The 13,344-nt window shown below is 63.0% G+C and carries 10 protein-coding genes; 6 read left to right on the top strand and 4 right to left on the bottom strand.

Annotation, left to right across the window (positions count from 1 at the left end; genetic code table 11):
* Nucleotides 1-50: 50 nt before the first annotated feature.
* Nucleotides 51-3,650, top strand: a complete 3,600-nt coding sequence (gene smc / locus OXT71_17935; protein ID MDE2928272.1) for a chromosome segregation protein SMC — start codon at nucleotides 51-53, stop codon at nucleotides 3,648-3,650.
* Nucleotides 3,651-3,827: 177 nt separating this feature from the next.
* Here smc and OXT71_17930 read toward each other — a convergent pair whose 3' ends face one another.
* From OXT71_17930 to OXT71_17915, 4 genes are all read right to left on the bottom strand, one after another.
* On the bottom strand, nucleotides 3,828-4,061 hold the full coding sequence (locus OXT71_17930) for a hypothetical protein (protein MDE2928271.1): 234 nt from the start codon (nucleotides 4,059-4,061) through the stop codon (nucleotides 3,828-3,830).
* A 65-nt stretch (nucleotides 4,062-4,126) separates the two neighbouring features.
* Nucleotides 4,127-4,678 carry a CvpA family protein gene (locus OXT71_17925; GenBank protein ID MDE2928270.1) on the bottom strand — a complete coding sequence of 184 codons (552 nt, stop codon included), beginning with the start codon at nucleotides 4,676-4,678 and terminating at the stop codon, nucleotides 4,127-4,129.
* Nucleotides 4,671-5,564: a PHP domain-containing protein gene (locus tag OXT71_17920; protein MDE2928269.1), complete on the bottom strand. Its 894-nt coding sequence runs from the start codon at nucleotides 5,562-5,564 to the stop codon at nucleotides 4,671-4,673. The genes OXT71_17925 and OXT71_17920 overlap by 8 nt, the downstream gene beginning before the upstream one ends.
* On the bottom strand, nucleotides 5,561-6,445 hold the full coding sequence (locus OXT71_17915) for a phosphoribosylaminoimidazolesuccinocarboxamide synthase (protein MDE2928268.1): 885 nt from the start codon (nucleotides 6,443-6,445) through the stop codon (nucleotides 5,561-5,563). The genes OXT71_17920 and OXT71_17915 overlap by 4 nt, the downstream gene beginning before the upstream one ends.
* Before the next feature lie 353 nt (nucleotides 6,446-6,798).
* Here OXT71_17915 and groES point away from each other — a divergent pair, with 353 nt between their 5' ends.
* From groES to lat, 5 genes are all read left to right on the top strand, one after another.
* Nucleotides 6,799-7,089 carry a co-chaperone GroES gene (groES, locus tag OXT71_17910; protein ID MDE2928267.1) on the top strand — a complete coding sequence of 97 codons (291 nt, stop codon included), beginning with the start codon at nucleotides 6,799-6,801 and terminating at the stop codon, nucleotides 7,087-7,089.
* Nucleotides 7,090-7,165: 76 nt separating this feature from the next.
* On the top strand, nucleotides 7,166-8,794 hold the full coding sequence (gene groL, locus OXT71_17905; protein MDE2928266.1) for a chaperonin GroEL: 1,629 nt from the start codon (nucleotides 7,166-7,168) through the stop codon (nucleotides 8,792-8,794).
* A gap of 87 nt (nucleotides 8,795-8,881) precedes the next feature.
* Nucleotides 8,882-10,507: a glycosyltransferase family 39 protein gene (locus OXT71_17900; protein MDE2928265.1), complete on the top strand. Its 1,626-nt coding sequence runs from the start codon at nucleotides 8,882-8,884 to the stop codon at nucleotides 10,505-10,507.
* 52 nt (nucleotides 10,508-10,559) lie between these two features.
* A complete protein-coding gene (cysS, locus tag OXT71_17895; GenBank protein MDE2928264.1) occupies nucleotides 10,560-11,957 on the top strand; it encodes a cysteine--tRNA ligase in 1,398 nt (465 codons plus the stop codon).
* Entirely contained in the window at nucleotides 11,939-13,270 is a 1,332-nt protein-coding gene (gene lat / locus OXT71_17890) for an L-lysine 6-transaminase (GenBank protein MDE2928263.1), read from the top strand. The genes cysS and lat overlap by 19 nt, the downstream gene beginning before the upstream one ends.
* The last annotated feature ends 74 nt before the right edge of the window (nucleotides 13,271-13,344 follow it).

Below are 13,344 nucleotides of genomic sequence, written 5' to 3'. Positions count from 1 at the left end.
TGCCCGCTTGTCAGGGTCGGCGGTCATCATAGCACAGGTCAAGAGGGGCCATGCCGCGTCTGGATTCGCTGGAAATACTGGGTTTCAAGTCATTCGCCAACCGGACCCGCGTGTTGTTCGAAGACGGGATCACCATCGTCGTCGGACCCAACGGCTGCGGCAAGTCCAATCTGACCGACGCCCTCTCCTGGGTGCTTGGAATGGTCGGCGCCCACCGCCTTCGCGGCCGGAGGATGGATGATTTCATCTTCAACGGGACCAGCAGGCGGCGTCCATCGGGAATGATGGAGGCCACACTGACCCTTTCCCGGGAAGAGGAGACGCCCATTGCCTTCAATGGTCTCGAAGCGGACGGGCCCACCGTTTCCATCGCCCGCAGGCTCTACCGGTCCGGCGACAGCGCCTATTTCATCAATGGAAGCCGCTGCCGATTGAAAGACGTCGAGGCTCTGGTGGAACGTATCGGCCTCGGGCTCGGTTCCTATGCTCTGATCCGCCAGGGCCGGGTGGAGCGGTTCCTCAACTCGGGATCTCTGGACCGCCGCGCCATCATCGAGGAAGCCGCGGGAATCGGAGGGTACAAGGCCCGCCGCCGGAATGCTGAACTCAAGCTGGAAATGGCTCGCCAGAACCTGCTTCGCATCGACGACATCCTGAGCGAGGTGGAGCGCCAGCTCCGGTCCCTCAAACGGCAGGCGGCCAAGGCCCGGCGGCACAAGGCGTTGAAGGAGGAGTTCCGGGATGTCCAGCAGCGGCGTTTCAGCTTCAAGGCGCACGAGATCGTCATCAGCCTTGCCGAAGTGGAAGCGGCACAGGCCCGTCTGGGGCCGGCACTGACCGAAGTGACCGCGGAGATCCGGAATCGGGAACGGATCCTCCAGGAGATCTCCGAACGAATGGAGGTTCTGGAAAACAGGCTCTCGGAGTTGAGAGAGGAAAGTACCGGCGCGCGGGTGAAACTTGACCGGACTCGGAATTCGATCCGCTTTTGCGGCCAGCAGATCGAATCGACACGACGGCTTTTGGACACACACGGCCGGAACCGGGACGAGTTGCTCAAGTCACTGGAAGCGGGCGAGTCGGAAGTCCGGAGCCTCCGGGCGGAAGACGCGGTGTTGAAGGAACAACGGCCGCTGGTGCGCAGCCGCCTCACCCATCGCACGCAGGTGGCGGACGAATGCAAGGCTCGGCTGGAAGCAGCGGAGCGGAGAGTCGAGCATCTCCGAGCCCGCCATCTGGAAGTCTCGGGCGAGCTGACCCGGTTGCGGAATGCCAGAGACCGGGCCTTCCAGCGCGTGGAATCGATCAGGACTCAACGGTCCCGTCTGGAACGGGAGCGGGCGGGACACGAATCGGGAATGACGCAGGCTCGGGAACGGCTTCAGGAGCGGCAACTGACCGGTTCCCGCCGCCGTGAGGAGGCGGGCGCAGTCCGGGACCGTCTGGAGACCAATGAGGAGGAACGGCGGAACCTGGAGAGAGAGCTGGCGCAAGTTCGGGATGAGCTGGCTGAGGCTCGTGAAGGATGGATCGCCGGGCGGGGACGGCTTCAATCCTTGGAGGAATTGGAAATCAGCCACTCGCTCTACAGCGAGGGAGTGGGCAAGGCCCTGCGGCATCTCCGCAACAGTTCGGTGCCCGTGTCGGGAACGTTGGCCGACTTTGCCCGGATCAGTCCTGAATTCGAAAATCTGGTGGAACAGTTCCTGCAGCAGGAACTGGAGTTCGTACTGGTGGATTCCTTTCAACAGGCGGTGGGCGGTGTTTCCGAACTCAAGGCGCTGGACGGCGGACGATGCACCTTCTTGAGCTTGAAGGCCAACGGGTTTTCGGAGCCGGTCCAAAACGGCGGTAAGGAACTCGCGGCCGAGGAGGGGGTGGTGGGGACCCTTGGGGATCTCCTGACCTTGGAGGCGCCGGTCCGCAAGGCGTTTCGCCGGGTCCTCCCCGAGCGGGCGGATGCGGTGGTGGTGTCCGATCTGGACAGTGCCTTTGCGCTCTCTCACCGCTATCCGTCGAGAACGTTTCTCACCGTCCACGGCGAAGCCCTGGCGCCGGGTGGGCTGCTCTCGGTGAGCCGGGCCGGCCGGCCCGGAGGCGGCCTGCTCTCCTTTCGTCGGGAGAAGGCCGATCTGGAGAAGAACCTGGTCCGGGCGAAGGCCCGGGTGAACCGGCTGACCCGGCGCGAAGAGGAGCTGCGGGCACTCACCCGGGAGACGTTGAGGGTCGCCCGCAAGTTCCAGCAAACGCTTCATCAGACGGAGAAGGACGTTCTTCAACAGGAGTTGGAGGAGGAACAGGCCCGGCGCGACCTGGAGCATCATCGCCGAGCCTTGGAGGTCTTGGCATTCGAGGAGACTCAACTCCGAAAAGAGGAATCGAGCGAGCACGATGGCGCGCAGGCTGCGTCCAGGAACCTGACCGGCAAGGAGGATCTGGCCGGACAGTTCGATGCCGAGCTGGCTGAAGCGAAGGAGTTGGTGACACAGGCACGAAGCCAGTTCTCTGAATCGCGGGAACGACTGCACCGAGCCGCCACGGAGGAAAGGGTAATCGAGGAAAAGGCCAGATCCGTCGAGGACTCCCTTTCCAGATCTGAAAGCCGCCTGGAGTCTCTGGCGTTACGGCTCGACGAAACGGAGACTCAGAAGACGGACGGGGAGGAGCGGCTGAAAACATTGACCCTGGAACTGGAGGATCTGGAGAAAACCTTCGAGACCTGTCGAGCGGAGGCCGTTCGGCTGTCGAGCGCCGAAGCCAACGACCGGCAGGAGTATGAGGAATACCGGAGCGACCGGCGAAGTCTCGAGACCCGGCTTCAGGAACTGCGGCAAAAACAGCAGCACCTTCAGGAGGAGGGTTCCGACAAGGAGGTCCGGAGGGCCCGATTGGAAACCCACTTGGAGAATCTGGGCCGGCAATGCCGGGAAGACCTCCAGGAACCGCTCGAATCGATCATGGAGAAGGTGACTCCGGGTGAGGACGACGCCGGGATCTCCGACCGTTACCGGGAACTCAGGTCCAGGCTGGAAAAATTCGGTCCGGTCAACATGACGGCCCTGGAACAGTATCAGGACAACGAGGAGCGGCACAGCTATCTCAGCCGGCAGAGGGAGGACCTGAACACGTCCATCGCCGATACGACCAGGGCGATCCAGGAAATCAACCGCCACAGCCGGGCGAAGTTCAGGAAGGCCTTCGACGCCGTCAACACCCACTTGCACGAGACCTTCCGCCAGTTGTTCGACGGCGGAACCAGTGGCATGAAACTGATCGACGAAGAGGACCTGCTGGAGAGCGGCATCGACCTCTTTGCACAACCGCCCGGCAAGAAGGTGCAGTACCTCTCTCAACTCTCGGGTGGAGAACAGACGCTTACCGGCGTTGCTTTTCTGGTGGCTCTTTTCAGGTACCGTCCCAGCCGGTTCTGCGTCCTGGACGAAGTCGACGCCGCTCTGGACGACACCAACGTGGAGCGATTCGTGCGCCTGATCCGGGACATGTCCCACGACACCCAGTTCATCCTCGTGAGCCACAACAAGCGGACCATCGAAATGGCCGATTCACTCTACGGGGTCACGATGGAAGAACCCGGGATCTCCCAGGTGTTGGCGGTGCGCCTCACGGAAGCCAAGACCCTGGCCGAGTAGGAGGAGCGGTTTTCCTACCGCCCCCTGGGAGGGGGGACTGTCAGTCCCCCCTTCTTTTCATGCGTTGCTGCGTGATTTGGCCGTTGGAAAGTGTACAGGGGGATTCCGTCCCCCTAATCCCCCTGAGCGGCGGTAGGAAAACCGCCTCCCAATTGGCGACAGGAAAGTCGCCGCTTGTCAGCTCTTTCTTCTGATCCGGTGCTTCCGGATCTTGGCCGCGAGAGTGTTCCGGTGCATGCCCATCACCCGGGCCGCGGAACCGATCTTGCCGCCGGTCTGGTCCAGGGCCCGCCGGATGAAGAGCTTCTCGAATTGCTCCGCCGCCTCCTGCCAGAGGATCCCCTTGGCCACCAGTTCGTCGACGATCGCTTCCAGCCTGTCCTTGATGGGGATCTGATCGCCGCTGGCCATTGGTCATGTACGAACCGCGGGGGTCCGCCCTTGGGTTCTGCCGAAACGCGGCCGGGAAGATTTCTTCACGATTTCTTGTCGGCGCCCCGCTGTAGCCAGTACCGGTAGATTCGCTCGTACTCCATCTGAAACCGCTCCCGAAAGGACGGTGGAGCCGAGAGCTCCACGAGCTTCCGGGTCACCACGAGAAAGTACTCGCCTGTCACGGTGCCGCTCACAAGATCGTTCCTGATGGGGAAGACGGTCAGGGCCAGAAAGATCACGGCCACGATCAACCATCCTCTGAGCAGACCGAAAACTCCTCCCAGGAGACGATCGATCCACTTCATGTTCAGAGCGGAAATGAAACGGTTCAGCAAGGATGACAGTAGAGCCCCGGCAATGATGCAGCCCAGGAAGATGCCCACGAAGGCCAGGAGTTCCGACAGGAGCGTGCCGACCCCCATGCGTTCCAACAGCGGCGACACGGCGGCAAAGTAGTAGACGGCGAGCAGGAGGCCCGAAATCGCAGCCGCCAGGGCGATCAGCTCCCGGACCAGCCCCTTCACCAAGGCGGTGACGAACGAGATGGCCACGATGGCAAGGGCCAGGATATCCAGGATCTTGAGATCACCCATGGGCCACCCTCTCGCGGCGTTCCTTCAGACGATCCACTAATTCGGCGGGACTCCGGGGAACGTCTCCGAACGCGACCTGGGGTTTGACACGGCCGTGGAAATCGCTTCCCGAAGTGACCACCAGATCCAACCGGCGAGCGATCTCCTCGTAGTATCGACAAGTCTCCCCGGTATGGTAGGAGCTGTACGCCTCGATGCCCTCCATTCCCATCTCCCTTGCGCTCCGTATCCAACGCTCGTCAACCACGCCGCTCTTCTGGCCCGGGTGGGCCAGAACCGGAACTCCTCCCGCAGCCCGGACCGTCTCGATCGCTTGGGGAAGGGAAACCGTCTCTTTGGCGGCGAAAGCCGGGCCGCCGGGAAGAAAGAAGAACTTGTAGAAGTCGATCTCCGGACTGAGCTTGCTGCCGGACGGGATCTGTCGGACCAGGGCGTGGTTGCGGTTCGATGCCTTGGAAAGGACGACCGAGGCGATGGCGGGACCGGTCCCTGCAACCGGCCCCAGAGCTTCCCGCACTTCTTCATAGCTAATGTCGAACCCGAGAGCGCGGAGCAGGCCGACCCGGGCCTCGTTCTGCCGAACCCGGCTCAACCGGATGCGGGCCAGCAGGTCCAGAAGCGGGCGGTCGTGCCAGTCCACCAGAGGGGCAAGCAGATGGAATCCCATCCCCCGGTGCCGGACGCTGACCTCGACGTTGGCCAGGTACTCTCCCGGAAAGTCCGCGGCCAGCATGAACGCCTCTTCCAGAGCAGCCACGGTATCGTGGTCCGAGATGGAGAAGACGTCGAGGCCCACCCGCCGGGCCTCGGCGAATATTTGCGGCACGGTCCATTCCCCGTCGCTGGAGTGGCGGGAATGGATGTGAAGGTCGGCAAAAACCTTCAACTTGTCTTCAGGTGCTCGCCGGTGAGCCGAAGAAACGCCTCAAGATAGCGATCCGAGGTGGCCGACGCGATACCGTCCGGGAGCGTGGGACCCGGCGGGGTCTTGTCCCAATCCAGCGTCTCCAGGTAATCCCGGACATATTGCTTGTCGAAGGAAGGTTGAGATCCTCCCGGCTGGTACGACTCGGCCGGCCAGAAGCGCGACGAATCGGGAGTCAGCACCTCGTCGATGAGAAGCAGGTCGGAACCGTCCAATCCGAACTCGAACTTCGTGTCGCAAATTATGATGCCTCGTTCCAGGGCGTAGTCCCGGGCGCGGCTGTAGATGGCGAGACTCAAATCCCGAACTCGGCAGGCCAGTTCCTCACCGATGATGTCCACGCACCTCTCGAACGTGATGTTCTCGTCGTGGCCCGTCTTGGCCTTGGTCGCCGGAGTGAAAATGGGCTCGGGGAGTTCGTCCGATTCGCCCAAGCCCGGGGGGAGCGGGATGCCGCAGATGGTGCCGTCGACCTGGTACTCCTTCCAGCCTGATCCCGCCATGAAGCCCCGCACCACGCACTCGACGGGCAGCGGATTGCACCGGCGAACCAGCATGGACCGGCCGCGGAGTTGCTCTTGGAAAGGATGCAGTTGGCGCGGAAACTCCCGTACCGAGATCGACACCATGTGATTGTCCACCAGGTCGCCCAACAAGGAGAACCAGAATGCGGAAAGTTGGTTCAGAACCTTTCCCTTGTTGGGAATCACGGTGGGAAGCACCACGTCGAATGCCGATATTCGGTCGGTCGCCACCAGCAGCAACTGGCTGTCCAAGCCGAAGATTTCGCGAACCTTGCCACGGTTCACTTTGGTTACGCCTTTGAGATCCAGGGTCCTCATTTCAGCCAATGCCGTCTCTCCTTCGGGGGTTTGCGGCCCCGGGGGCCGCCGGTCAAAAGTTGCGTTCAGGGGTCGCGGCCGGACAGGCTTTGCCTCCCCGGCGAACACATTCTAGTCACAACTCGAGGCGCGTTCAAAGGGAACATTCACCCATCGCCACTTGAGATATTTCTCACAACAGGCGCGAGTTTGACAATCGTAGGGCGCGCTCTTGACCAGCGAACGGCCGTCTTGCTATTATTTGGCACTCCTAAAGTAAGAGTGCCAGAGTAATTCCCCAGACCATTGGGTCTCAAGTGGTTTGAGGCCCGAATTCCAAAAACAAAAATACAGGAGTCAACAGGAGGGTACGGATGTCAATCAAGCCATTGCAGGACCGGATACTGATCAGGCGCATCGAGGCGGAAGAAGCGTTCCGCGGGGGCATCGTCATTCCCGATACGGCGAAGGAGAAGCCTCAGGAGGGTGAGATTGTGGCGGTCGGCGACGGAAAGGTCCTCGACAACGGCCAGCGTCAGCCCATGTCGGTCTCGGTTGGCGACCGGGTCCTTTTCGGGAAGTACGCCGGAACCGAGGTCACCCTGGACGACGAAGAATACCTGATCATGCGCGAGGACGAAGTCCTGGGCATCCTGGAGGGCTAGGTTGCCTGAACCGGTCTTAGTCGCCGCAGACAGCAACGATCCCCACAATTCTTAGGAAAAGAAGGAGACAAGGAACATGGCAGCAAAAGAAGTCACTCACGGCGAGGAGGCGCGACGAGCCCTGATTCGGGGTGTCAACATCCTGGCCAACGCGGTCAAGATCACATTGGGTCCCAAGGGCCGGAACGTGGTCCTGGAGAAGAAGTTCGGTTCCCCCGTCATCACCAAGGACGGGGTGACGGTCGCCAAGGAAGTCGAGCTGGAAGGGTTGGAGAAGGTCGGAGCCTCCATGCTCCGCGAGGTGGCCAGCAAGACCAGCGACGTGGCCGGCGACGGGACCACCACCGCCACCGTCCTGGCCCAGGCCATCATTCGAGAGGGCGTGAAGACCGTGGCCGCGGGCGCCAACCCCATGGCCATCAAGCGAGGAATCGATCAGGCCGTCGGCGCGGCCGTATGGGAAATCCGGAAGCTCTCCACCGAGATCAAGGGCGAGATGATCGCCCAGGTGGGTTCCATCTCGGCCAACAACGACAGCACCATCGGCGATATCATCGCCGAGGCCATGAGAAAAGTGGGCAAGGACGGCGTCATCACCGTGGAAGAGGCCAAGTCCATCGAGACCTCCCTGGAGGTGGTCGAGGGGATGCAGTTCGACCGCGGCTACCTTTCCCCCTATTTCGTGACCGACCCGGACCGGATGGAGTCCATCCTTGACGACGCCTTCGTCCTGCTGCACGAGAAGAAGATCAGCTCCATGAAGGACCTGCTGCCTCTGCTGGAGCAGGTGGCCAAGACGGGCAAGCCCTTCATCGTGGTGGCCGAGGACGTGGAGGGTGAGGCGCTGGCGACCCTGGTGGTCAACAAGCTTCGCGGCACCCTGCATGGCTGCGCGGTCAAGGCTCCCGGTTTCGGCGACCGGCGCAAGGCCATGCTGGAGGACATCGCCATCCTCACCGGCGGCAAGGTGATCTCCGAAGACCTGGGCATCAAGCTGGAGAACGTCCGGATCGAGGATTTGGGCCGGGCCAAGAAGGTGACGGTGGACAAGGACAACACCACCATCGTCGAAGGCGCCGGAAACCAGCCGGACATCGCCGGCCGCGTGAAGCAGATCCGCAGCCAGATCGAAGAGACCACCTCCGACTACGACCGGGAGAAGCTCCAGGAGCGCCTGGCCAAGCTGGTCGGCGGGGTCGCGGTGATCAAGGTGGGCGCCGCCACCGAAACCGAGCTCAAGGAGAAGAAGGCCCGCGTCGAGGACGCCATGCACGCCACCAAGGCGGCCGCGGAAGAGGGGATCGTCCCCGGCGGCGGAGTGGCCTTCATCCGTGCTCTCGCCGGCCTGAAGAACATGAAGCTGCCGGACTCGGACGAGCAGACCGGCGTGAACATCGTGCGCCGGGCCCTGGAAGAGCCGGTGCGCCAGATCGCCCAGAACGCGGGCCACGAAGGCGCCGTCATCGTGGGCCGGGTCCGGGAATCGGACGAGTCCAACTTCGGTTTCAACGCCGACTCGGAAGAGTTCGTCGATCTGGTCGATGCCGGTGTCATCGATCCCACCATGGTGGCGCGGACGGCGCTGCAGAACGCATCGTCCATCGCCAGCCTGTTGCTCACCACCGAGGCCCTCATCACCGAGATCCCGGAGGAGGAGAAGCCGGCTCCGCCGTCCCCTCACGGCGACATGGGCGGCATGTATTAATCCGCTGCAAACCAATTTGCGGATATCGGGAAAAGGGGTCCGTCCGGACCCCTTTTCTTTTTTCCGCTGTTCCGACACCATTCCGCCGTGGGACAGCAACGCCATCTCATCGCCTTCGTCCTGCTGGCCTGCTACCTGACCCTCTTCTTCCAGTTGGGCGATCTTCCCTTCATGGGGGCCGACGAGCCCCGCTACGCGCGCATCTCCGAAGAGATGCTCCTGGGCGCCGACTTCGTCACACCCAGACTGGAAGGGGCCCCATGGCTGGAGAAGCCGCCGCTTCTCTTCTGGGTCCAGGCCCTCAGCTTCCACTTCTTCGGAGTGAGCGAGGCGGCGGCGCGCCTTCCGGTGGCTCTGCTGGGCCTTCTCTGCGCGCTTGCCGCCGGAGGACTAGCCTGGCACGTGGCAGGCTTCCGTGCCGGGGTCCTGTCCATTCTCATCCTCTCCACCTCCACCCTGTTCTTCATTTTCGCCCGGGCGGGTAGCACCGACATGCCATTGACCGCCTGTCTCACCGTGGCCCTGGTCTGCGGGTATCGGGCCACCGGCAGCCGGAACCTCATCTGGTCATTGCTCTCCGGAACCGCCTTGGGAGCGGCCGCGCTGGCCAAGGGACCCATAGCCCTGATCCTGTTCGGCGGCATTTTCACGGTCTATTTCCTCTGGATCGAGAAGCTCGGGTGGCACTGGAGGCACCTGCTGGCAGGGACGGCGGCGTTCCTGGCGACGTCCGTTCCCTGGTACTGGAGCGTCTGGGCCGAAAATGGGTACTCCTTCTTCGTAACCTTCTGGCTCAATCACCATCTGGCGCGGGTCATGTCGGATCTCCACCATCATTCGCAGCCGTTCTGGTACTACCTGGTGGTCCTGGCGGTGGGATTTTTCCCCTGGACGCCCTTTCTCGCCGGTTCTTTCGCCCGCCTTTGGCGCTCGCGCACCGGCGCCGGCCCGGACCACTCCCAGGTCTTCCTCTGGATCTGGGCGGCGCTGCCCGTGGTCTTCTTTTCCCTCAGCGAGAGCAAGCTGCCCGGCTACATCCTGCCGGTCGTTCCGGCACTCGCTCTGCTGGTGGCCCGGGAGTGGGACCGGGACCCGGCCGGTGAGACGGCGCCGGCAAGGTCATTGCGGATCCAATGGCTGGTTTTGCAGGGACTGGCGCTTCTGATGGCGGCAGCCATCGTCTACATGAGCCGGACCTTCTACGACTCCGCCTCGGGGCTCTGGGTGGCGTTGCCGTTGGCCGCGGCCATCCTCTGGGGAACCCGCGAGTCACGCGCCGGACGGCCGGAGCGGGCCTTTCTCTCGCTGGTCGGCGGAATGGTGCTGGCGGCGGCCGCCGCCTTCTCGTTCCTGGGCCCGGTGGTGGAGAACTACCATTCGGCGCGGAGTCTGGCCCGGGCGTCCCAGCCCATGATCAGCGAGGACCGCCCCCTGGTCCTCTACCGCTATTTCCATCACACGGCGCTCTACTACACCGGCTACCAGGCGACAAGGGAAGAGGTCCCGAGCCTGGCGCACCTGCGGCACTACTCGTCCCAACACCCGCAGGCCGACTACTATCTGCTCACCAAGGAGTCGGGTTGGAGAGATCTGGCGGTCCTGGAGGGATCCCGGTCGCTGCTCAAGGAGGGAAACCTGCGCCTGGTTCGGCTGCCTGGGGAGTCGTTGAACCAGGAACCACCCGGCTCTCCGGCAACGGAGGGCGAACGCTAGACCTCGTTGCCTCGGTCCCGGTCTTGGACTAATATCTCGCTGCAATTTTCCCATGGCACTACGTCTGTACAACACGTTGACCCGGACCATTGATGAGGTCGTGCCGCTGGAGGGCCGGGACCTGCGGCTCTACGCCTGCGGCCCCACGGTCTACGACTTCGTTCACATCGGGAACTTCAGGACCTTCACCTTCCAGGACCTGCTCCGCCGCTACCTCCTCTACAAGGGCTTCGGGCTCACCCACGTCATGAACATCACGGACGTGGACGACAAGATCATCAACGGCGCGGGGGCCCGGGGCGAACCGATCCAGGAGTACACCAAGCGCTATACCCAGGCCTTTCTGGAGGACATGGAAGCCTTGCGCCTCCAGCGCCCGGAGATCATGCCCCGGGCGACCCGGCATATCGCGCAGATGGTCGACCTGATCGTGCGCCTGCGACGGAAAGGCCTGACCTACGAGCAGGACGGGTCGACCTACTACCGTATCGACGGGCTTCCCGCGTACGGAGGGCTCTCCCGTCTCGACCTGCATGAAGCGGAGCGGGGAGACGCCACCGACGCCGACGAATACAGCAAGGACAACCCCCGGGACTTCGTCCTCTGGAAGGCGAGGAAACCGGGAGAGGCCTATTGGGACACGGCCCTGGGACCGGGCCGGCCCGGCTGGCACATCGAGTGTTCGGCCATGAGCATGGAGTACCTGGGAGAGTCCTTCGATCTGCACGCCGGCGGAGTGGATCTGGTCTTTCCGCACCACGAGAACGAGATCGCCCAGAGCGAGGGCGCCACCGGCAGACCCTTCGTCCGCCACTGGGTCCACAGCGCCCACCTGGTGGTGGAGGGAGAGAAGATGTCCAAGTCCCGGGGCAACTTCTACACCTTGCGAGATCTGTTGGACCAGGGCTGGGATCCGCTGGCGGTCCGCTACCTGTTGCTGAGCGTCCACTACCGGAAGCAGCTCAACTTCAGCTTCCAGGGCATGATCCAGGCGCAGTCGGCTCTGCAACGGGTCAACGACTTCATCCAACGCCTCCGTGAGGTTCCGGGCGAAGCGGAAGAAAACCGGGATCTGATGGAGGCGGCCCTGCAAGCCGAACGGAACTTCGAGTCCAGTCTGGACGATGACCTCAATACGTCGGCCGCGCTGGCCGCCATCTTCGAGCTGGTCCGGAAGGGCAACCTGCTCCTGGAAAAGAGCCAGGTCGGTGGGCCCGACCGGGACGCCGTCCTGGGCTTCTTCTCCAAGGTGAACGCGATCTTCGAGACCTTCCAACTGGAGACCCTCGAGTTGGAGGACGATGAGGTCGCCCGGCTCATCCAGGAACGGACGGTGGCTCGCCAAACCCGGGATTACGCCCGGGCCGACCAGATCCGCAGCCTCCTGGCCAGGAAAGGGATCGTGCTGGAGGACACTCGAGAGGGGACCAGGTGGAAACGGGCGACCTGACTTTTGACGCCGGCGAGACGGCCGGCATCATTTCCCGCTATCTGCCCGCCTCCGGAGTGGAGATCGTCGCCGACCTGTCCCGCAGCCGCGGGTCCCGGCTCTGCGAGTTCCAGACCGGCCGGTACTTCCTGGACTTCATGGCCTTCTACGCCACCTCGCCCATCGGCTACAACCACCCTCGCATGACGCGCCCGGAAGTGGTGGAAGAAATGGGAGAGGCGGCACTCCACAAGCCCTCCAACTCGGACCTGTACACCCCGGAGATGGGGGCCTTCGTGGACACCTTCTCCCGCCTCGCATTGCCCGGCTCCATGAAATACCTCTTCTTCGTGGAAGGCGGAGCCCCGGCGGTGGAGAACGCCCTCAAGGTGGCTTTCGACTGGAAGACCCGGAAGAACCGGGCCCAGGGCCGCCCGGAGGAGAAAGACCTGAAGGTGATCCATTTCACGGAGGCCTTTCACGGACGGCTCGGCTACACGCTCTCCCTCACCAACACCTTCGACCGGAACAAGACCCGCTACTTCCCCAAGTTCGACTGGCCCCGGATCGAGAATCCCAAGTGCCGCTTCCCCCTGACGGGAGAAAACCTCCGGTCCGTCCTGGAATCCGAGGAGAGAGCGCTGGGGCAGATCCGGCGGGTCCTGGAGAAGCATCCTTTCCGGGTCGCCTGCCTGATCCTGGAGCCGATCCAGGGGGAGGGCGGTGACAACCATTTCCGGCGCGAGTTCCACCAGGCCCTGCGCTCCGTCTGTGACGAGTTCGACTTGCTCCTCATCTACGACGAGGTGCAGACGGGGCTGGGCGGGACCGGAAGGATGTGGGCCATGGAGCACTACACGGAGCCGGACCTGCTGGCCTTCGGCAAGAAGACCCAGGTCTGCGGGATCATGGCCAACAGCCGCGTCGACGACGTGCCCGAGAACGTCTTCCGGGTGCCGGGACGGATCAATTCGACCTGGGGAGGGAGCCTCATCGACATGGTCCGGTGCCGGATCTACCTGGAGATCTACGAACGGGAGGGGGTCCTGGAGCACGCTCGCAAGATGGGCCGGGTATTGCTGGAGGGTCTGCGGGAGCTGGCCGAGGAGACGCCGTCCTTCTTCTCCAACGCCAGGGGCATCGGTCCCTTCTGCGCCATCGACCTGACCGACACCCCGACGCGTGACCGGTTTCTGCGGAGCCTCCTCCGGCGCTCCTTGATCATCCTGCCCTCGGGCGAGCGGTCCATCCGCTTCCGTCCCGCTCTGAACATGCCGGACGAGGACGTGCTGGAGGGTCTGGAGATCTTCCGCAAGGCCGCCCGGGATTATTGACCGTCGCCGGTCTCTCTAAACTGAACTTCCAGAATGGAATCGACGTAATTCACTGATTATAAATCAGATAGGTC

This window comes from Acidobacteriota bacterium, assembly GCA_028874215.1.
Taxonomy (GTDB): domain Bacteria; phylum Acidobacteriota; class UBA6911; order RPQK01; family JAJDTT01; genus JAJDTT01.
Note: the sequence above shows the minus strand (reverse complement) of the source record. Positions and strands in the feature narration are given on the sequence as shown.